Source organism: Aeromonas allosaccharophila (assembly GCF_000819685.1).
Taxonomy (GTDB): Bacteria; Pseudomonadota; Gammaproteobacteria; order Enterobacterales; family Aeromonadaceae; genus Aeromonas; species Aeromonas allosaccharophila.
Genome location: NZ_CDBR01000007.1, coordinates 18,576 through 39,279, shown reverse-complemented (window position 1 = coordinate 39,279; position 20,704 = coordinate 18,576). Strand labels below are relative to the sequence as shown.

Sequence of the window (20,704 nt, the reverse complement as noted above, 5' to 3'; positions counted from 1 at the left end):
TTCAGCAAAAGAGTGTCTAGAAAACCAGAGGTGACCCAATCGTAGATATGAAAAAAGGGCCCGCAGGCCCTTAAAAAAAAGTAACGATGTTATCCACCAAACAGATGGTGGCTGACGATGAACAGGCCGCCGGAGAGCAGCATGGTCAGCGGCAGGGTCAGCACCCAGGCCATCAGGATGGTCTTGATGGTCTGGCTCTGCAGGCCGGATTTGTTGGCAATCATGGTACCCGCCACCGCAGAAGAGAGGATGTGGGTAGTAGACACCGGCATACCGGTCAGACTGGCGACCCCGATGGAGGTTGCAGCCGTGATCTGGGCCGCGATGCCCTGACTGTAGGTCATGCCGGTGGTACCGATCTTCTCGCCCACGGTATGGACGATACGACGCCAGCCCACCATGGTGCCGCAACCGAGCGCCAGTGCGATGGAGACGATCACCCAGGTCGGTGCGTATTCAGCAGTCGCAGTCAGATCCTTGCGCCATTTGGCCAGATCGGTCAGCTCCTTGGCGGGCAGCGGCAGCTTGGCAGCCTTGCGGGCGGTGTCATCGATACAGAGCAGCAGACGACGCACTTCACGGCGATCAGTCAGGCTCATCTGATCATAAGTACGCACGGCAGCCAGACGGGCATCCAGGGTAGCCATCGCCTGCAGCACGCCATCGGCGGAGCAGTGGGTCATCAGCTCTTCCTGAGCCGTTACCGGTGCAGAGAAGTTGATGACGCCAGAGAGCGCGGGCTGGTTGCGCTGGTAGATCTCCATGATGCGCTGGTTGGCATCCTGAGTCCGGTCCAGATCATAGGAGCGGCTGCTCATGTCCAGCGCGAAATAGGCGGGCGCCATGCAGATCAGCACCAGCATCACCAGACCGATGCCCTTCTGGCCATCGTTGGAGCCGTGCACGAAGCTGACGCCCATGGCAGAAGCCACCAGGGTCAAACGTGCCCAGAACGGCGGGTGCTTCTTGCCATCCACCAGCTGACGCTCTTCCGGCGTTTTGTGGATCTTGTTGCTGGTCCAGACCCGCTTCATCGCCAGCAGCAGCAGCGCCGCAATGATGAAACCGATGGTGGGAGAGATAATGAGGGAAAGCATGATGTCGATCGCTTTGCCCACGTTGATCCCCTCGGTCACCGGTTTATGGGTGATCCAGGCATAGGCGCCGCCTACCCCCAGAATGGAACCGATCAAGGTATGTGAACTGGAGGCCGGGATCCCGAAGAACCAGGTACCCAGGTTCCACACGATGGCGGAAAACAGCAAGGAGAAGACCATGATCAACCCTTGGGTGGAATCCATCCCAAGCAGCAGGTCGATGGGCAGCAGATGGACAATGGCATAGGCCACCCCCAGTCCGCCGAACATGACGCCGAAAAAGTTGAAGATCCCCGATGCGACCACCGCCAGGTGAGCCGGCATCGCCTTGGTATAGATAACCGTTGCTACCGCGTTGGCGGTATCGTGAAAGCCGTTGATAAATTCATAGGCAAGCACAAAAAAAACGGCCAATACCAAACCGATTGACCACCACAAACCCAAACCACTAAACATTTCAAACATAAAAAAAAGCCTGTTTATGAGTTGCGGCGGATTATGCCAGATGGCGGCCAACACCATAGCCACCATTGAAATATTTCAGCCATAAAAAAAAAGAGCTTTTTGGTAAAAAATATCCTAGAGCCAGTCTTTATGCGGCTTGCCATTGATTAATTAAAGCCATCAATGATTGCGCGAAAGGGCAAAAATAGCTGATATTTAAGCCAATAATTTCATTTTTATGACGTTTTTATGACAGAAAAATGGGCAAAAATGGTGATAAAACACCCCTTCCCTGCCAATCTCATCCGACCAGCACCTCAAACCCCATACCCGTTTGATTCCAGATGCAAAAAGGGAGCACCTTGTGCTCCCTTGAATCGTTGCTGTGCAGCAGGTTATCAGTCCTGATTGATGCGGCTGGCAACGGCGCCCTGCTGGCTCTTGTACTTGGCATTTTCCCGCTTGTTGTACGGACGGGCGGCGGCGCCGGAGAGCATTTCGAAGTTCAAGGCGCCGATCTTCATCTTCGGGCGCAACGCCAGTGGCAGTTTGCCGCCGTTGTAGAACTCCAGCACGATGCGACCGGACCAACCCGGATCGATGCGGTGTGCGGTCACGTGTACCATCAGACCCAGGCGCGCCAATGAAGAGCGGCCATCCAGCCAGCCGACGATATCGGCAGGCAGGGTGACGGATTCATAGGTCACCGCCAGCGCCAACTGGCCCGGGTGCAGATAGAAGGCTTCACCATCGGGGACGTGGATCTCGTCACTCATCACCCGATCGATGGCATCGGCCATCTCGCTGTTCGGACCGCTCAGATCAATATAGGGAGCGGTGTGATCGCGAAACACCCGAAACTCGTTACCCAGCAGCACATCGACACTGACACCACTGATCCGCTCTACCCCGGGCCGTGGCTCAATGACGATCTTGCCTTCATCCAGATGGCGTTCAATATCGGTATCACACAGACGCATTGGGCGACTCTCCTGACAAATTGTGCTTTTAAAAAAGCCGGGCATCACCCGGCTTGTTTCATCTTAACCAATCAACATGTGGCGAATACGCGCCTTGAGCATGTCGATGGCGATGCGGTTCTTGCCCCCACGGGGCACGATCACATCGGCATACTGTTTGGACGGCTCGATAAACTGCAGGAACATCGGACGCACCGTCTTCTGATACTGCTTGAGCACGGAGTCCATGGTACGACCACGCTCCTGCACGTCACGCACCAGACGGCGCAGCAGGCAGATGTCGAGCGGGGTATCCATGAAGATGGAGGCATCCATCAGATCACGCAGACGGCTGTCGGTCAGCAGCAGGATCCCTTCCAGAATGATCACCCGGCGCGGCGCAAACGGGGTCACTTCGCTCATCCGGGTATGTTCGGTGTAGGAGTACTGGGGAATGGCGACCGCATCACCTTTGACCAGCTGACTCAGGTGCTGTACCAGCAGGTCGTGGTCCAGCGCATTGGGGTGGTCATAGTTGGTTTTGACCCGTTCTTCCATGGTCAGGTGGGTCTGATCACGGTAGTAGCAATCTTCGGTGATCACACCAATCTGACCTGCGCCCAGTTCGGCCACCAGCTCTTCATAAATGGTCTGGGCGATAAGACTTTTGCCAGACGCAGATGCGCCCGCAATACCGATGATCACACACGAATGTTGAGTATCAGACATGACAAATACCTAAAAGAGAAGAGCAGTGGGGATGGTTTAAACCGATCCATTATATAAAAAAGGGTGGGTCATGCCCACCCTCAATTCCCTTTCAAGTGACCGATAGCCGATTATTCATCCAGCGCCATGGCATAGAGGGGGGTCGCAATCGGTTTTGCGCTGAAAAAGAGTTCAGCCCCTACCCTGCGCGCCAGTTTCAAATAGGCCTGAGCCAGACTTCCTTCCGGTGCGCCGAACACCGTCGGGCAGCCATCATCCATGTGCTGGCGGATATCGATGTGCAGCGGCAGCTGGCCAAGCAGCGCCACTTGATACTGCTCTGCCATCTTCTGGCCGCCACCGGTACCGAACAGCGGCTCATGGTGACCACAGGCGCTGCAGACGTGGTAGCTCATGTTCTCGATGATGCCGAGCACCGGCACATTGACCTTGTTGAACATGGCGATCCCCTTGCGAGCATCGGCCAGCGCCACATCTTGCGGGGTCGTGACGATCACTGCCGCCGAAGTGGGCACCTGCTGGGCCATGGTGAGCTGGATATCGCCGGTGCCCGGCGGCATGTCCACCACCAGATAATCCACTTCACCCCAACGGGTCTCATGGAGGATCTGCGCCAGCGCCTTGCTCGCCATCGGGCCACGCCAGATGGTGGCATCCTGTTCGGAGACCAGATAGCCGATGCTGTTGCTCTTGAGGCCACAGGCCATCACCGGCTCCATCAGTTTGCCGTCATGACTGACCGGGCGCTCCTTGAGGGTGCCCATCATGGTGGGAATGGAGGGGCCATAGATATCGGCATCGAGAATGGCGACCCGCGCCCCCTCTTTTTGCAGGGCCAGCGCCAAATTGACCGCGGTGGTGGATTTACCCACCCCGCCCTTGCCGGAAGCAACCACGATGATGTTGCGAATGCCCTGCACGGCGTTGAGCCCCTGCGCCCGTGGCATGCTGGCGACATCTATATCCAGTGCCCAGTCGATACGGGCGGCGCCGGTGGCGCTGCGCAGCCTGGCATCGTAATTCTCTTTGAGCTGATCGAGCAGCGAGAGACCGGCAAACGGCAATACCAGCCGGATAGTGAGCCCCTGACCCTGATTGATGATCTCGCGAACGAATCCGGCATCCACCAGATCCTTGTGCCAGCCTGCTGGCTTAAATTCGGCGAGGATCTGTTTTACTGAATCAATCACCATTAACTCCTCATTATCTTGTCATTATCTTGAGGTGAACGGTTACCGCACACAAATCAGTGGCTTGCCTGCCATCGTCACAGCAGGTTCTGCCAAGGTTGGCACAGCCACAACCCTAGGCAGGCTACCCCCAATTCGGGTAACATGCACGGCACTCTATCATCCCAACAAGCACATCAAGAACGTAATATGGCAACTGATCCTCGTAAAATGCTGGTAACCTGCGCCCTCCCCTATGCCAATGGCTCCATCCATCTTGGCCACATGCTGGAACACATCCAGGCCGATATCTGGGTTCGTTATCAGCGAATGCGCGGTCATCAGGTGCACTTCATCTGTGCCGATGATGCCCACGGCACCCCGATCATGCTCAAAGCGCAACAGATGGGGATCACCCCGGAAGAGATGATTGCGGCCGTCTCCAAAGAGCACCAGACCGATTTCGCCGGTTTCAACATCAGCTTTGACAACTATCACTCCACCCACAGCGACGAAAACCGCGAGCTGGCGGAACTGATCTACGGTCGTCTGAAAGAGGGTGGCTTTATCAAGGGCCGCACCATTACCCAGCTGTTCGATCCGGAAAAATCCATGTTCCTGCCGGACCGTTTCGTCAAGGGCACCTGCCCCAAGTGCAAATCTCCGGAGCAGTATGGCGACAACTGTGATAGCTGCGGCGCTACCTACAGCCCGACCGAGCTGATCGATCCGAAGTCTGCCGTCTCCGGCGCGACTCCGGTAATGAAGGACTCCGAGCACTTCTTCTTCGACCTGCCGCAATTTGAAAAATGGCTCTCTGAGTGGGTGCGCGGCTCCGGCGCCATTCAGGAAGAGATGGCCAACAAGATGCAGGAGTGGTTCGAGAGCGGCCTGCAACAGTGGGACATCACCCGTGACGCCCCCTACTTCGGTTTCGAAATCCCCGGCGCGCCGGGCAAGTTCTTCTACGTCTGGCTCGATGCCCCCATCGGCTACATGGCCTCCTTCAAGAACCTGTGCAACAAGCGCGGCGACATCGACTTTGACAGCTACTGGAACAAAGACTCCAGCGCCGAGCTCTACCACTTCATCGGTAAAGATATCGCCTACTTCCACTGCCTGTTCTGGCCATCCATGCTGGAAGGGGCCAACTTCCGCAAGCCGACCAAGGTCAACGTGCACGGCTATGTGACCGTCAACGGCGCCAAGATGTCCAAGTCCAAGGGCACCTTCATCAAGGCGTCTACCTACCTGAACCACCTGGATCCGGAGTGCCTGCGTTACTACTACGCCGCCAAGCTCAACAGCCGCATCGACGATCTGGACCTGAACCTCGATGACTTCGTGGCTCGCGTCAACGCCGACGTGGTCAACAAGCTGGTCAACCTCGCCTCCCGCAACGCCGGCTTTATCGCCAAGCGTTTCGACGGCAAGCTGGCTGCCACCTGCGCCGAGCCCGAGCTCTACGCCGAGTTCGCCAACGCCCGTACTACCATCGCCGAGGCCTATGAGGCACGCGAATTCAGCCGCGCCATCCGCGAAATCATGGCGCTGGCCGACAAAGCCAACCGCTACGTGGATGACAAGGCTCCCTGGGTCATCGCCAAGCAGGAAGGGGCTGACGCCCAGCTGCAGGAAGTCTGCTCCGTCGGTATCAACCTGTTCCGCGTGCTGATGGCTTACCTCAAGCCGGTGATGCCGCTGCTGGCCGAGCGTGCCGAAGCCTTCCTGGGTGAAACCCTCTCCTGGGATGGCGTGGCCCAGCCGCTAACCAACCATCAGCTGACCCCGTTCAAGGCGCTCTTCTCCCGTATCGAGCCCGCCAAGGTAGAAGCCATGGTAGAAGCCTCCAAGGAAGATCTGGCCAAAGAGCAGGCACCGAAAGTGACCGGCCCGCTGGCGGACGATCCCATCAGCGAGACCATCAGCTATGACGACTTTGCCAAGATTGACCTGCGCGTCGCGCTGATCAAGAAGGCCGAAGCGGTACCGGAAGCCGAGAAGCTGCTCAAGCTGCAACTGGATATCGGTGGCGAGACCCGTCAGGTGTTTGCCGGTATCAAATCCGCCTACAACCCGGAAGATCTGGAAGGCAAGCTGACCGTAATGGTAGCCAACCTGGCACCGCGCAAGATGCGCTTTGGCATGTCCGAAGGCATGGTGCTGGCCGCAGGCCCGGGCGGCAAGGATCTCTGGATCCTGGAGCCGCAGGAAGGCGCCCAGCCTGGCATGCGCGTCAAGTAAGCGTATCGCTGACTGCGACCACAGCAAGATAGAGAAGAGAGGCCAAACGGCCTCTCTTTTTTTGTCTCGCATGTTTGTCCTGGATAGTTTTTGTGGATGCAGGTCGCGAATGGCTGTCCCGAATTTATCTGCCACTCAGCTTGGCAGGATCTGCGCTTTGGTCCGAATCACTGACCACCCGACTGGGCATTTTATCCCTGTTGTGAGCCTGCCAGCATCGCCAGTTTGAGCGCCACCAGCTCCGCCTGCTGACAGTCCAGTTGACGCAAACGGGCGCTGATCTTTCCCTTCAACTGCAGCCGCAGCGTCGTTTGCTTGTGGGTGCGTCCCTTTTCTGCTCGCAATGCCCGCCGCCATTGACGCCAATCCTGCAACTGGCCGAGTCGCTCCTGCCAATGCGTCAGGGTGGCCAACCAGCCCGGATCCCCTCCCCCCAGCGCCTGCAGCAGCTCAACGCCATAACGGACCTGCTTGATCTCGAGGCGCAGCCGATGCCAGCGGCGCAATTGTTGACGAAGGGTGTGGGCCGATTTTCCGGCAGAGAGAGGATGTTCATCGAGGGCGCACTGCGCCTCATCAAGCCGCAGGGCCAGATGTTGCTGATAAAGCGGCACCAGTGCCCACGCATCCGGCACCTGCGCCACCGCCACGAGCCAGCGGGCCAGTCGGCGCGACAACAGGGGCACGCGGCAGGTCGATTTGTGGGTATCAACAGTGCTGGCGGGCGGCTTGCCAAAACGTTCGGCGTAGACCTGCGCATCCCTCAGCGCCGAGAGCCGCCCGACCGAGCGCAGCAAACGCAGCTCCAGTTCGGGGTGATAGATCAGTGGCCGCCACAGGGCGAGCAGCGCCAGCAAGCGGCGCGCCGCGATACGGTAGCCATGCACGGTCGGCTCGCTGGCCTCTTCACGCACCGCCCGCGCCGCCTCCTGATAACGGGCGACCCAGACTTTTGCCTGAGTCAGCAACAGACATTCCTTGTCAGCGTCCATCTCGTCCCTGCCGCTTCAGTTAGTGTGAAAGCCCTGACCGGTGGGTGGCAGCGCCTCTTCATACTCCATGCGGGTCACTCTGGCGGTGCGCGGGCCATGCTCCAGCCACCCCAGCATCATCTGCACCCCCTGAGCGGGGCCGCTGATCAGGATCTCCACCGAGCCATCTTCGAGATTGTAGGCATGGCCCCGCAAACCCAGTTGCAGCGCCCGCTCACGGGTGAAATAGCGAAATCCCACCCCCTGCACCTGCCCCCACACCCGAATGACAAACGATTGCTCTCCCATTTCTCGCACCTTCCACTTAAGAAAAAATTTCCCGCGACGATAATGTGCCCGACACCCTATCTTCTGCAGGATGCAGCTCCATTATGAAAGAAGTTAAATTCCGGTGGGTTGACCGCTATCTCATTCACCTCACCATCAGTGAAAAATTCCATATCGCGTTCTGGTTACCGCTCTTTATCATCGCCTTTCTCAGCTGGTACATGCTGGCGGCCAGCCATCAGCAGGAGATCTCCCTGCGGGTAGCGTAGTTGCAGCAACGGGTCGAGACCACGGCGCAGCTGATCAGCCAGCAGCCCACCCTGGTGTTGCCTGCGGATCTGCGTCTGACCCGGCAAGGCCGCAGCGGGTTGCAGCAGCAAGGGGCTCACTACCTGTTTACCGCGCCAGCGGGTCAGGCAGGCTACGTCACCGGCGATCTCGATACCGGCAACCTCTCCATGTGGGACGGCCAAGGCTCGACCCTGACCCTGATCGCCGCACTGGCCGCCCTGATGGCGCTGGTGATCCACTACATGATGACTTTTGTCTCCGGTGCGCTCTACTCCACCAACAAGGCGCTGCAAACCGTGGCGGACGGGGATCTCACTTTCCGTCTCAACTTCTTCCCGGTGCGCGACGAGTTCTCCACCCTGGCGGGCAGCATAGACCGCTTTACCGACCGCCAGCACCAGATCGTCAAACTGGTGGAGGAGTCTGCCGAAGCGCTGACCATGGCCGCCGACGAGTTTCGTGACCATGCCCGTGAAGGCGAGAGCATGGCACGCTCCCAGCGCCAGCACATGGATTCACTGGCCACCGCCATGGAGCAGATGTCGGCGGCGATCCGCGAAGTGGCGCGCAATGCCAACGACACCCTGCAACAGACCCTCCAGTCGAGCGAAGAGGCGGCCAATGGCGCCAACCGGGTAGCCCGCACCATCGAGGCGATCCGCACCCTGGCCGACGAGATTGACAACGCCTCCGGCGCGGTCGAGCGGCTCACCCACAACGCCAACCGGATCAACGAAGTGGTCAACGTTATCAACGCCATCTCCCAGCAAACCAACCTGTTGGCCCTCAACGCCGCCATCGAAGCGGCCCGTGCCGGTGAGCAGGGTCGCGGCTTTGCGGTGGTGGCCGACGAGGTGCGCACCCTCGCCAGCCGTACCCAGCAGGCGACGGTGGAGATCCAGCAGATGATCGAGGAGCTGCAGACCGGTACCGGCGCCCTCAACGAGATCATGGAGAAGACAGTTGGCCGCGCCGCCAGTAGCCAGCAGCTCATCAGCGAGGTGGGGCTGGATATCGAAAAACTGAGCAACCACAGCGATGCGGTGCTGGAGATGAGCACCCAGATCGCTACCTCGAGCGAGGAGCAGAGCTCGGTCGCCGCCGAGATCACCCACAATCTCGATCAGGTACGCCATGAAGCGGCGCAGGTGGAAGAGTCTGCCAGCGCCTCGGTAGCCGGTACTCAGGGACTGAAAGCCACCGCCACCGAGCTGACCCAGGCACTCAAGGGGATTAAGATCTGACCATTCGCGGTGCCAGATCAGGGCAATCCGCTCCATTACACTGGGTTGTTTGAGTTTTACCTGCGGGCCACATAGAATGTGGCCCCTTTTCTTTCTACCATCGGCAAACACCCATGAGCGTTTTCATCTATCTCGTCAAAGGCCGCGAAAAATCCCTGCTGCGCCGTCACCCCTGGATCTTCTCCAAGGGGATTGAGCGGGTTGAAGGCAACCCCGTTGACGGCGACACCGTCGAGATCTATGCCAACGATGGCAAGTGGCTCGCCCGTGGTGCCTGGTCAGGCAGCTCCCAGATCCGTGCGCGGGTCTGGACCTTCGATAAAGAGGAGACCATCGATCTCGACTTCTTTATCCGTCGCCTCAAATATGCCCAGGAGTCCCGTGATCCGCTGATCAAGCGTCAGGGTCTCACCGGCTATCGCCTGTGCGCCGCCGAATCCGACGGCCTGCCGGGTCTGACCATCGACCGTTATGCCGATTTTCTGGTGTGCCAGATCCTCTCTGCCGGTGCAGAATTCCAGCGTGAGCTGATCACCCAGGCACTGCGTACCCTCTACCCCGAGTGCAGCATCTATGAGCGCTCCGACGTGGCGGTACGCAAGAAGGAAGGGCTGAAAGAGCGCACCGGCGTCATCTATGGCGAGACGCCGAACGAGCCGGTGGTGATCGAAGAGAACGGCGTGAAGATCCTGGTGGATATCCGCAACGGCCACAAAACCGGTTTCTATCTGGATCAGCGTGACAACCGTCAGGCGGCCGCCAAGTACACCGAAGGCAAGCGGGTGCTCAACTGCTTCAGCTATACCGGTGGTTTTGGCGTTTATGCCCTCAAGGGCGGTGCCAAAGAGTTGGTCAACGTTGACCTCTCCCAGAATGCGCTGGATATCGCCCGCCAGAATGCCGAGCTGAACGGGCTGGATACCAGCAACACCCAGTTTATCCGTCACGACGTGTTCAAACTGCTGCGTGAATACCGCGAGAAGGGCGAGAAGTTCGACGTTATCGTGCTGGATCCGCCCAAGTTCGCCGAGAACAAGGCCCAGCTGCTGGGTGCCTGCCGCGGCTACAAGGACATCAACATGCTGGCGTTCCAGCTGTTGGCGCCGGGTGGCGTGCTGCTGACCTACTCCTGCTCCGGCCTGATGGAGCAGAGCCTGTTCCAGAAGATCGTTGCCGATGCGGCGCTCGATGCCGGTCGCGATGCCCAGATCCTGGAGCTGCTCTCCCAAGCGTCCGATCACCCCATCGGTACCGCCTATCCGGAAGGCTTCTACCTCAAGGGTCTGGTAGTGCGCGCCCGCTGATCGGCAACCCCCCTCCCCTTGTGATCAATCAGGCCCCTTGCGGGCCTGATTGTTTTGCGGTGCTGTGTATTGGGCTGAGTAACACTCGCCACCATCCCTATTCCACCCTATCTGCTTGCACTTCTTTCCCAGCCTGTTCTCCACTTTATTCTCTGTTTAAATTTCTTTGCACAATAACTGCACACTTATGATTCAAATCACACTCGTATGACTCTCTTTCTCGTAGAGTGATCCCGCCTGCGACAGCCAAGCCGGGGCAACCGTCCAGTCAGGAGTGATGGCGGCACAACAACAAAATCGATGTCAGGCCAAGCTGAACATCACAAGGGATCCCGATATGAATCAATCATTGCCGCTGTTAACGCCGCTGCGGGGCATCGCTGCCCTGATGGTGGTGCTGTTCCATGCCCGCTTGCTGCTCTTTCCCCAGTGGATGGAGTCGATCGCAGGCCACACCCAACTCATCGAGAATGGCTACCTCTGGGTCGATCTGTTCTTTATTTTGAGCGGCGTGGTGCTAGCCCATGTCTATGGAGAGGCCTTCACCCGCACGCCACGCACCGTGGGCTATGGCCGCTTTCTTTGGCTGCGGCTGAGCCGCGTCTACCCCCTCTATCTGGTGACCCTGCTATTGCTGGTTGGCTGGGAACTTTACAAGGCGCAGCACGGGGTGGGTTTCTATGCCGGCCCCTTGTTCAAGATGTGGGAGTGGGAAGGGATGCCGCCTTTCGGTTCCCCCTTCACCCCGGCCGAGGCGCTGCCCAGCGCCTTCCTGCTGCTGCAGGTGGTGACCGATCACGGGCTGACCTGGAACTTCGCCGCCTGGTCCCTGAGCGTGGAGTGGATTAGCTACCTGCTGTTCCCGCTGCTTATCCCGCTGGCGGTGACCCGCAGTCGCTGGAGCCATCTCGCCCCCCTGCTGGCGCTGACGGTGCTGGCCTTTATCGTGCACAGTCGCGGCACGCTGGATGTCACCAGCGGGGTGCTGGCGGTGGGGCGCGGGGTGAGTGAATTTGTGCTTGGCCTCTGGCTGCTGCCGAGGGTCAAGGCCGCGCAAGGCTTGCCCATGATGAAGCATGATCTGCCGCTGCTCATCGCCTTTGTGCTGCCCTTCGCGCTGATGCAGTTCACCATGACGCCACAGCTGACCCTGCTGCTGATCGGCTCCTACGTGCTGCTGATCTGGATTTCAGCCGCTCAGGGGGAGCGCCAGAGTCCGCTGCTGCGCCTGCTGGATAACCGCTTCACCAACTGGCTGGGAGATCTCTCCTACTCCATCTACCTGCTCCATGCGCTGGTGCTGCTCACCGGCTGCGAGTACATTCATTATCTGGCGCCGGGGCTCACCGAGTGGTGGTATGGCCAGACCAACCCGCTGCTGGGGGTAGTGGCAACCTTGCTGATGCTGGCGGTACTGATAGGCCTCTCGGCATTGAGCTACCACCTGCTGGAGCGGCCACTGCAACGGCGCCTGCGCCGTTGGGGCAAGGCACGGCAACCGGTAATGGAGCGTGCAGATTAAGTTAACCCCACCCTGTCTGGATGAGTTGACGGGTCTTATGCCAACTCATCCAGCACCAATTCATCCAGACTGCTCATCACCCAGGCACTCGGGTGCTGGCTAAATCCGAGCTTGGGGTAGTACGCCACCGCCTGCGGCGCAGCCAGCAGGATCAGCTTGCAGCCCGGCTGCAATTGCAAAAATGTCTCGCGAATAAGTGCTTTGCCAATCCCCAGCCCCTGCACCGACTCGGCCACCGCCAGATCCGAGAGGTAGCAACAAAAATGAAAATCGGTCACCGAGCGGGCCACACCGACCAGGGTCTCGCCCTGCCAGGCGGTGATCAGCAGATTGGCGTGATCCAGCATGCCCTGCAGGGTGGCCGGATGATCCAGCGGCCGTCTCGCCCCCAACGAGGTCTGCGCCAGCAGCGCCGCAAACTGCGCCGTGGTAATGGGGTGGTTAACCAAAAACGTGGTGGTCACGAAGATCTCCTCCTTATGGCGCAGTGGTTGCGTGCGCTATTGCTCTCAATTGACGTTCTCTTGGCTGCATCTGTACTGCAATCAAGCAGTGCGCGGCGGTTCCAGCCTGTTGACAAGCAAGTGCGGGCAATTCCCTGCTGTTTATGTGAATTCCTGTTCGAACCCCAAGGGGCAGATGTGGCATAATGCTCCGTCCTGTGGCCCTTGGCGGGGCTGCGCTGGCGCACCTGGTCGCCCTCTTGTTCCCCGTCCGGCCTGGCGGTCCTCCATAACTGCCAGTCATCGCTGCCCCTGTTGGCACCGAGGCCACCCATATTTGCGGCTTCTTGTCTTCCAATCTACAAGGCCGCCCATTGACCAAGACGGCTCCACAGAGCCTCTGCATAAGGGGTAAGTATGTCTTCCATTCGTCTGACCCAATACAGCCACGGCGCTGGCTGCGGCTGCAAAATCTCTCCCAAGGTACTCGACACCATCCTCAAGAGCCAGATCCCGGGCTTCAACGACCCGACCCTGATCGTTGGCAACAGCAGCAAGGATGACGCGGCCGTGGTCGATATCGGCAACGGCCAGGGCATTGTCTCCACCACCGACTTCTTCATGCCCATCGTCGATGACCCCTTCACCTTTGGCCGCATCGCCGCCACCAACGCCATCAGCGACATCTATGCCATGGGCGGCAAGCCTATCGTTGCCATCGCCATCCTCGGCTGGCCCATCAATACCCTGCCTGCCGAAGTGGCCCAGCAGGTGATCGACGGTGGCCGTCAGGTGTGCCACGAAGCAGGGATTTCGCTGGCCGGTGGTCACAGCATCGACGCCCCCGAGCCCATCTTCGGCCTCGCGGTCACCGGTATCGTACCGCTGGATGCCATCAAGCAGAACGACACCGCCAAGGTGGGTGACACCCTCTATCTGACCAAGCCTATCGGTATCGGCATCCTCACCACCGCCCAGAAGAAGAGCAAGCTCAAACCCGAACATGAGCAACTGGCCCCTAACGCCATGTGTACCCTCAACAAGATCGGTCAGCGTTTTGCCGAGCTGCCGGGTGTGCACGCCATGACCGACGTCACCGGCTTTGGTCTGGCCGGTCATCTGCTGGAAATGTGTGAAGGCTCTGGCGTCAGCGCCCGTCTCGACTTCAAGGCGCTGCCGCTGCTGGATGAGGTGGATTACTACCTCGCCGAGGGCTGCGTACCGGGCGGCACCCTGCGCAACCACGACTCCTACGGCCACAAGCTGGATGCCATGGACGATCGCACCCGCAACATCATGTGCGATCCGCAAACCAGCGGCGGCCTGCTGGTTGCCGTGGGTAAAGAGAGCGAAGCCGAGCTGCTCGCCATCGCGCGCGAAGCTGGGCTAGAACTCTCGCCCATCGGCCAGCTCAAGCCCCTTGAGGGCACCCGCTTTATCGAGATTGTCCAATGAGTGAATTGCCACTGGCCACGGACTACGCCCGGATTTTTTTAGGCGATGTGCCGTTGATTGATGTGCGCGCCCCCATCGAGTTCAAGGAGGGGGCCTTCCCCTGCTCGACCAATCTGCCCTTGATGACAGACGATGAGCGCGCCCAGGTGGGGACCTGCTTCAAGAAGCAGGGTCAGGCCGCCGCCATTGAGCTTGGTCACAAGCTGGTGGGGGGAGCAGTACGCGCCGAGCGCATCGAAGGCTGGCTGGCGCAGTTGCGCCAGCAGCCCGATGCCCTGCTCTACTGCTTTCGCGGCGGCCTGCGCTCGCAAACCGTACAACTGTGGCTCCATGAAGCGGGGGTCACTCGCCCCCGCGTCGCCGGTGGCTACAAGGAGCTGCGTCGCTTTTTGATCGACACCCAGGACAAGGCCTCTGCCGAGTGCCACTGGACGGTGTTAACCGGCATGACCGGCTCAGGCAAGACCCATATGCTGGACCATGTGGCCCAGGCGCTCGATCTGGAAGGACACGCCCATCACAGGGGCTCCTCCTTCGGTCAACTGCCCGGTGGCCAGCCCAGCAATATCAACTTTGAAAACAACATGGCCATCGAGCTGCTCAAGCGTCGCCATCAGGGCGAACACGCCTTTGTGGTGGAGGATGAGAGCCGCCTGATCGGTCGCTGCTGCCTGCCGCTCTCCCTCCATGAGGCCATGAGTCAGGCGCCGCTGGTGGTGGTGGATGTACCGCAGGAACAGCGAGCCGAGCAGATCCGTGAAGATTACGTGCACGATCTCTGGCTGCGCTATCAAGCCATGTATGGCCAGGAAGCCGGATGGCCGCTGTTTGCCGCCTACCTCACCGATGCGCTGGCCCGTCTCAAGCGCCGTCTCGGCGATCAGGCCCACCGCGAGCTGGATGCCCTGATGCAGACCGCCCTCACCAAGCAGGAAAAGAGCGGCGATACAGGGCTGCATCTGGCTTGGATCACCCTGTTGCTGACCCGCTACTACGACCCCATGTATCTCTATCAGCTTGGCAACAAGCAGGAGCGCATCGTATTCCGCGGTGACAAGCAAGCCTGTCTCGACTATTTCGCCGAGCAGCGTGCCAACGGGCTACAGGGCTGACCCGTCGCCTTGCCAACAAGAGGACCCCACATGTTGAAATTCGAGGTGATCCCGGTCACCCAGTTCGCCCAGAACTGCTCCCTCATCTGGTGTGACGAGACCCATCAGGCGGCGCTGATCGATCCGGGCGGCGAAGCGGATAAGCTGCTGGCGGCCATCGCCAAGCGCGGCCTGACCCTGACTCACATCCTGCTGACCCACGGTCATCTGGATCACGTAGGGGACGCCGCCGAGCTGCGCGAAAAAACCGGCATCACCATCACCGGCCCCCATAAGGAAGACGCCTTCTGGTTCGACATGCTGCCCCAGCAGAGCCAGATGTTCGGCTTCGCCCATACCCCTGCCTTCACGCCGGATCGCTGGCTTGAACAGGGCGACAGGGTGCAAGTTGGCCTGTGCGAGCTGGATGTCTACTTCTGCCCCGGCCACACCCCGGGCCATATCGTGCTGCTCTCCCAGGCCGAAAAACTCGCCTGGGTCGGTGACGTGCTGTTTGCCGGCAGCATCGGCCGCACCGACTTCCCCCGTGGCGATCACGGGATGCTGATCAAGTCGATCACCGAAACCCTGCTGCCGCTGGGGGACGACATCGTCTTTATCCCGGGCCACGGCCCCAGCTCCACCTTCGGTCGCGAGAAGGTGAGCAATCCCTACCTGACCCAGCCTATCTGGTGATCAAAAAAGGCAGCGGTGTTAACCGCTGCCTTTTCTCTCTTCTCTCCTTTGTATTCTCAATTCCAGGCCATCCGGCCAACCTCGAACACTCTGCTTTCCCCAGATCGGCATGCCTGTTTCTTCCTTTCGCCCAATAAAAATCCCCACCCGAGGGTGAGGATTGATTTATAGGTGCAACACTCTGGTGGCTTATTGTGCCAGCAGGTGACCTACCAGCTCATGACGCCACCCTTGCAGCAGCATCGGCTTGTCGCTGCGGGCCCGCTCTTCGTCGTTCATCCGCCAGCTCCAGGTGAAGTACTGGTGAATGATCTTCTTGCTGGCAATCAGCTCGGGCGGAATGTTGCTGGCCTTGGCCTTCTCTTCCACCATGGCCTTGATGCGCTTGAGCTCGGCCTTGTACTGGGGGAAATCCACCAGCCGGCGAATGGGCTCGGGCCAGCTATCCGGCTCGCTCTGCTGCGCCTTGGCGACGATATCGAGCATCCGCTTGCCGTGGATCTTGATCTCGATAGGCGAGAGGCCCAGCTCGTTGAGATCCCGCAGGGAGGCAGGACGACGCTCCGCAACCTTGAACAGGTGCAGCTCTTTCACCACAAAGTTGAGGGCCAGATCGCGGCGCACCGCCTCTTGCTGGCGCCAGGCGGCCAGCTCGCGCAGAATGGCGAGTTCGCGGCGACCCAGTTGCCAGGCATTGACTATTTCGAGATAGGCCTGACGGGGATCGCTACCCTGGGTCTTGCGGGCGGAGTGGTTCTGACACTCCTGCTCGAACCAGGCAAACTTGCCGCTTTCCCGCAGTTTGGCCATCACTTTCTCGTAGAGCGGCATCAGGTAAAAGACATCCGCCGCCGCGTATTCGAGTTGACGTGGCGTAAGCGGGCGGGCCAGCCAATCGGTGCGCGCCTGATCTTTTTCCAGCTCGACCCCGAGGAATTCGTTCACCAGCGCACCAAAGCCGACCGAGACGCCGTAACCGAGGAAGGCGGTAGCCAGCTGGGTGTCGTGCATCTGGTTGGGCAGGTGGCCTGCCTGATGCTGGATAAGCTCCAGATCTTCGCCAGAGGCGTGCAGGATGGCGATCTGCCCTGCCCTGCCCAGTCGCTGCCAGAGGGCGGAGAGATCCAGCGTCAGCGGATCCAGCAACGCCAGATGCTCGCCGTCATAGATCTGGAACAAGCCAAGCTGGGGATAGTAGGTACGGGTGCGAACGAATTCAGTATCGATAGCCAGGGGAACGTCGGCCAGAGAAGCGAGATAGTGCTCAAAGTCGGCTTGCTGAGTGATAAGTTGATAGTGCATCTGTGCCTGCGCGGTTGATCAGGGCCAAAAAGAAAAAACCGTGGGATGACCCACGGTTTTGCATAACGACGGTGCTGGTTTGCAGAGGGTTCTACAGCCGCAGTCCGGTTATTGCTTGGCAATCTCCTCGTCGCGCAGTACGCGGCGCAGGATCTTGCCCACATTGGTCTTGGGAAGTTCGTCACGAAATTCTACCAGTTTCGGCACCTTATAGGCAGTCAGATGTTTGCGGCAGTGGGCAATAATCTCGTCCTCCTGCAATTTTGCATCTTTCTTGACCACAAAGATCTTCACCAACTCGCCGGAGACCTTGTGCGGCACGCCGACGGCGGCCACTTCCAGCACTTTCGGGTGCAGGGCGACGACATCTTCGATCTCGTTCGGATAGACGTTGAAACCGGAGACCAGGATCATGTCCTTCTTGCGGTCAACGATCTTGAAGAAGCCCTGCTCGTCGCACACGGCGATATCACCGGTACAGAGCCAGCCATCCTGCATCACTTCGGCGGTCGCCTCGGGGCGCTGCCAGTAACCGGTCATCACCTGCGGGCCGCGTACCTGCATTTCGCCGGGGGTACCGAGGGCGTGAACCACCTGGCCGCAGTCATCCACCAGACGAATGTCGGTGGAGCAGACCGGCAGACCGATGGAGCCATTGTAATCGGTCAGATCGTAAGGGCAGACGCTCACCAGTGGCGAGCACTCGGTCAGGCCATAGCCTTCCAGCAGCGGGGTATCGGTCAGTGTCTTCCACTTCTCCGCGACCGCGCGCTGCACCGCCATACCGCCGCCGATGGTCAGCTTGAGCTTGTCAAAGGCGATCCCCTGAAACTCTTCGTTGTTGACCAGCGCATTAAACAGGGTGTTGACCCCGGTAATACAGGTAAAGGGGTACTTCTTGATCTCTTTGACAAAACCCGGGATGTCGCGCGGATTGCTGATCAGCAGGTTGTAACCACCGATACGCATAAAGAGCAGGCAGTTCACGGTCAGAGCGAAGACGTGATAGAGCGGCAATGCGGTGACCACGAACTCCTTGCCGCGCTCCAGCATGGGGCCATAGACGCCGAGGCACTGCTCGACGTTGGCAATCATGTTGCGATGGGTCAACATGGCCCCCTTGGAGAGGCCGGTGGTGCCACCGGTGTACTGCAGGAAGGCGAGATCGTCGTTGGTGATCTCCGGCTTGATGTACTGCAGGAAACGCCCCTTGGAGAGGGCCTGACGCATGGTGGTGGCGTGGGGCAGATTGTATTTCGGCACCAGCTTCTTGACGTACTTGACCACGAAGTTGACCAGAGTGCCCTTGGCCAGCCCCAGATTGTCCCCCATCCGGGTCAGGATAACGTGCTTGATCGGGGTGTCGTAGACCACCTTTTCCAGGGTATGGGCGAAGTTGGAGACGATGACGATGGCCTTGGCACCGGAATCTTTGAGCTGATGCTCCAGCTCGCGCGGGGTATAGAGCGGGTTGACGTTGACCACGATCATGCCGGCGCGCAGGATGCCGAACACGGCGATGGGATATTGCAGCAGGTTCGGCATCATCACCGCAACCCGATCCCCTTTCTCCAACTTCAGCTCGTTTTGCAGGTAGGCAGCAAAGGCGCGGGACTGCTCTTCCAGTCGGCGGTAGGTGATGGTTTGGCCCATGTTGACGAAGGCGGGCTGATCGGCAAACTGGGTCACCGAGGATTCGAACATCTCGACCAGGGAGCTGTATTGGTCTGGATTGATCTCGGCGGGGACCCCTTCCGGATAACGTTTCAGCCAGACTTTTTCCACAAACTTCTCCTGCATAACTAGCACCTGTGCGCTCACTGTGTTGCCTCCGTCCCGGTTCACATCCATTTTAATCGGTTGTTTTAAGCTGATGCTCTAATGCCGCACATATTTACACAGCGCAACATCAATTAACAGCAAATTAACAACAGAAAAATGTGAGGGAGAAAACAAACCTGGAATTATTGAAAGCTGGCGATTCTACCGAACTTGACAAAACTTTACGATACAAACGGCCGTATCAACCGAATTTTCCATATGAAAATGGTGGTTTCCACCCAATATGACCCGCTCGATCTGCTGGAAGGCATCCTGACGGGCCTGCCATTGGGCTTCCAGCGCAGCAAAGCCCTGCTCCCCCTGAATCAACAGCACAGGACAACGGATAGCCGCCATCAGTGCCCGAGCTTGTCCTTCGCTCATTCTCAAGGGCGACAGATCCCGCAAGCGGGGGTCGCTTCGCCAGTGCCAGCGCCCTGCCCGCTCTTCAAGCTGCCGCTCACAGATAAGACGCGCCGCCTGCTGCGTGATATCCGCCACTTTGCAACGGGCGGCGACAGCCTCATCGATGGAGGCAAAGCCGTTGGCACTGCGCTCCCGGGTGCGACTACGGTTTAAAATCGCACGTCGCAGCTGGGCAGGAGCCTCCTCATCGGGCTGGCTCAGCGGCCCCAGCCCCTCCAGCATGATCAACCGCTCCACCTGTTCGGGGAACACCCCGGCATAGGCGGAGGCGATCAGCGCCCCGAGGGAGTGACCGAGCAGAGTGAAGCGCGACCACCCTGCCGCCTGCACGATCTGGTAGAGATCGTCCAGCCAGTCGACAAAGACATAAGGGGTGGTTTTGTGATCGGAGTGACCATGTCCCGGCAGATCGACACAGATGAGGTGAAAATCCCCCAGATGCGGCGCCAGCGGCAAGAAGCTGGCGCTATTGTCGAGCCAGCCATGCAGGGCGATCAGCAGCGGTTTACCCTGCTGATAATGCTCAGCGGAGTAGTTCTCCAACAGGGCAACCCGCCGACCATCTGCCAAGGTGAGCAGACGTTCGTGCAGAGTGCTTTTGATGCTCTTGATCATGGCAAGCCTTAGCGACGCAGCGGCCGTCTCGGCCAGAAGGGATCATAGAAGGGGTCGTAGAAGTAGGGGTCCATATAGCGTACCTCCACCTCTTTGACTGGCGGCCACAGCTTGCTGCCCGTCACATTGAGCACCGAGAAGCGGTACTTGTGCTCGCCAATCTGGCTATCCACCGGTTTGCCTATGGTGCCAAGCACCGTCAGGCTGCGCCCCTTGGCGTAGAGGGTCGGATCGACAAAACCCTTCATGATGGCCAGAAAACGGCCCGGGCTCTGCTCGGTCTGCTCCGGCACACCGTTGGACTTGAGCGACAGATAGACCACTTCAATAACGCTCTGATCCGCCTTGTTGTGCACCGCCGAGATAACGCCGCTCCAGCGGGCCGGTTTGCCCTCCATTCCGCCAAGGGCGGGCTGATAGGCCACCAGCTGGTTTTCTGGCTCATAGGCCAGTTCCTTGGGGACCGAACTGCAAGCCCCGAGCAGCAGAGCCAGCGCCCCGACCACCATAGTGCGTTTCATCATGTCGCTTCTGCTATTACGCATCATGTCACTCTCCTGTTGCCAGCATGGCCCGTCGGGGCCACCCGCTTG

At 59.2% G+C, this 20,704-nt stretch carries 17 protein-coding genes and 1 pseudogene; 7 read left to right on the top strand and 11 right to left on the bottom strand.

Annotated elements, in window-relative coordinates; genetic code table 11:
- Positions 1–89 precede the first annotated feature (89 nt).
- From BN1115_RS01565 to apbC, 4 genes are all read right to left on the bottom strand, one after another.
- The gene (locus tag BN1115_RS01565) at positions 90–1,562 is read right to left on the bottom strand and encodes an inorganic phosphate transporter (RefSeq protein ID WP_042655775.1); all 1,473 of its coding nucleotides are present in this window, start codon (positions 1,560–1,562) and stop codon (positions 90–92) included.
- 377 nt (positions 1,563–1,939) lie between these two features.
- A complete protein-coding gene (dcd, locus tag BN1115_RS01560; protein ID WP_042655774.1) occupies positions 1,940–2,521 on the bottom strand; it encodes a dCTP deaminase in 582 nt (193 codons plus the stop codon).
- A 63-nt stretch (positions 2,522–2,584) separates the two neighbouring features.
- On the bottom strand, positions 2,585–3,229 hold the full coding sequence (udk, locus tag BN1115_RS01555; protein WP_005345570.1) for a uridine kinase: 645 nt from the start codon (positions 3,227–3,229) through the stop codon (positions 2,585–2,587).
- A gap of 110 nt (positions 3,230–3,339) precedes the next feature.
- Positions 3,340–4,422 carry an iron-sulfur cluster carrier protein ApbC gene (apbC, locus tag BN1115_RS01550; protein WP_042655773.1) on the bottom strand — a complete coding sequence of 361 codons (1,083 nt, stop codon included), beginning with the start codon at positions 4,420–4,422 and terminating at the stop codon, positions 3,340–3,342.
- Positions 4,423–4,608: 186 nt separating this feature from the next.
- Between apbC and metG the strand changes: the two genes are divergently transcribed.
- Complete coding sequence (gene metG, locus BN1115_RS01545; protein WP_042655772.1) at positions 4,609–6,642, top strand: methionine--tRNA ligase; 2,034 nt, start codon at positions 4,609–4,611, stop codon at positions 6,640–6,642.
- Positions 6,643–6,833: 191 nt separating this feature from the next.
- Here the strand turns inward: metG and BN1115_RS01540 are convergent, their stop codons facing one another.
- Both BN1115_RS01540 and BN1115_RS01535 read right to left on the bottom strand, forming a co-directional pair.
- A complete protein-coding gene (locus BN1115_RS01540) occupies positions 6,834–7,634 on the bottom strand; it encodes a CHAD domain-containing protein (RefSeq protein ID WP_042655771.1) in 801 nt (266 codons plus the stop codon).
- Positions 7,635–7,649: 15 nt separating this feature from the next.
- Positions 7,650–7,922 carry an acylphosphatase gene (locus BN1115_RS01535; protein ID WP_005345583.1) on the bottom strand — a complete coding sequence of 91 codons (273 nt, stop codon included), beginning with the start codon at positions 7,920–7,922 and terminating at the stop codon, positions 7,650–7,652.
- A gap of 83 nt (positions 7,923–8,005) precedes the next feature.
- Here BN1115_RS01535 and BN1115_RS01530 point away from each other — a divergent pair.
- The 3 genes and pseudogenes from BN1115_RS01530 (at position 8,006) to BN1115_RS01520 (ending at position 12,262) form a co-directional block, all read left to right on the top strand.
- A pseudogene (locus tag BN1115_RS01530) lies at positions 8,006–9,436 on the top strand (methyl-accepting chemotaxis protein).
- 113 nt (positions 9,437–9,549) lie between these two features.
- Positions 9,550–10,740, top strand: coding sequence for a class I SAM-dependent methyltransferase (locus BN1115_RS01525; RefSeq protein WP_042655770.1), 1,191 nt, complete (start codon positions 9,550–9,552; stop codon positions 10,738–10,740).
- A gap of 337 nt (positions 10,741–11,077) precedes the next feature.
- Complete coding sequence (locus tag BN1115_RS01520; protein ID WP_042655769.1) at positions 11,078–12,262, top strand: acyltransferase family protein; 1,185 nt, start codon at positions 11,078–11,080, stop codon at positions 12,260–12,262.
- Between the two features lie 35 nt (positions 12,263–12,297).
- Here BN1115_RS01520 and BN1115_RS01515 read toward each other — a convergent pair whose 3' ends face one another.
- Complete coding sequence (locus BN1115_RS01515) at positions 12,298–12,726, bottom strand: GNAT family N-acetyltransferase (RefSeq protein ID WP_042655768.1); 429 nt, start codon at positions 12,724–12,726, stop codon at positions 12,298–12,300.
- Positions 12,727–13,122: 396 nt separating this feature from the next.
- Between BN1115_RS01515 and selD the strand changes: the two genes are divergently transcribed.
- Genes selD through BN1115_RS01500 form a run of 3 tightly spaced genes read left to right on the top strand, consistent with a single transcriptional unit; the run spans position 13,123 to position 15,947 of the window.
- A complete protein-coding gene (selD, locus tag BN1115_RS01510) occupies positions 13,123–14,160 on the top strand; it encodes a selenide, water dikinase SelD (protein ID WP_042655767.1) in 1,038 nt (345 codons plus the stop codon).
- Positions 14,157–15,272 (top strand): tRNA 2-selenouridine(34) synthase MnmH, encoded by a 1,116-nt coding sequence (mnmH, locus tag BN1115_RS01505; RefSeq protein ID WP_042655766.1) that lies wholly within the window; start codon positions 14,157–14,159, stop codon positions 15,270–15,272. Before selD ends, mnmH begins: the two co-directional genes overlap by 4 nt.
- 30 nt (positions 15,273–15,302) lie before the next feature.
- Positions 15,303–15,947 carry an MBL fold metallo-hydrolase gene (locus BN1115_RS01500; protein ID WP_042655765.1) on the top strand — a complete coding sequence of 215 codons (645 nt, stop codon included), beginning with the start codon at positions 15,303–15,305 and terminating at the stop codon, positions 15,945–15,947.
- Positions 15,948–16,136: 189 nt separating this feature from the next.
- Here the strand turns inward: BN1115_RS01500 and rnd are convergent, their stop codons facing one another.
- From rnd to BN1115_RS01480, 4 genes are all read right to left on the bottom strand, one after another.
- Entirely contained in the window at positions 16,137–17,249 is a 1,113-nt protein-coding gene (gene rnd / locus BN1115_RS01495; RefSeq protein ID WP_042655764.1) for a ribonuclease D, read from the bottom strand.
- A 108-nt stretch (positions 17,250–17,357) separates the two neighbouring features.
- Positions 17,358–19,034 (bottom strand): long-chain-fatty-acid--CoA ligase FadD, encoded by a 1,677-nt coding sequence (fadD, locus tag BN1115_RS01490; RefSeq protein WP_128821552.1) that lies wholly within the window; start codon positions 19,032–19,034, stop codon positions 17,358–17,360.
- A gap of 198 nt (positions 19,035–19,232) precedes the next feature.
- Positions 19,233–20,111, bottom strand: coding sequence for an alpha/beta fold hydrolase (locus BN1115_RS01485; protein ID WP_042655762.1), 879 nt, complete (start codon positions 20,109–20,111; stop codon positions 19,233–19,235).
- 8 nt (positions 20,112–20,119) lie between these two features.
- Entirely contained in the window at positions 20,120–20,635 is a 516-nt protein-coding gene (locus BN1115_RS01480) for a Slp family lipoprotein (RefSeq protein ID WP_042655761.1), read from the bottom strand.
- Positions 20,636–20,704: the final 69 nt, after the last annotated feature.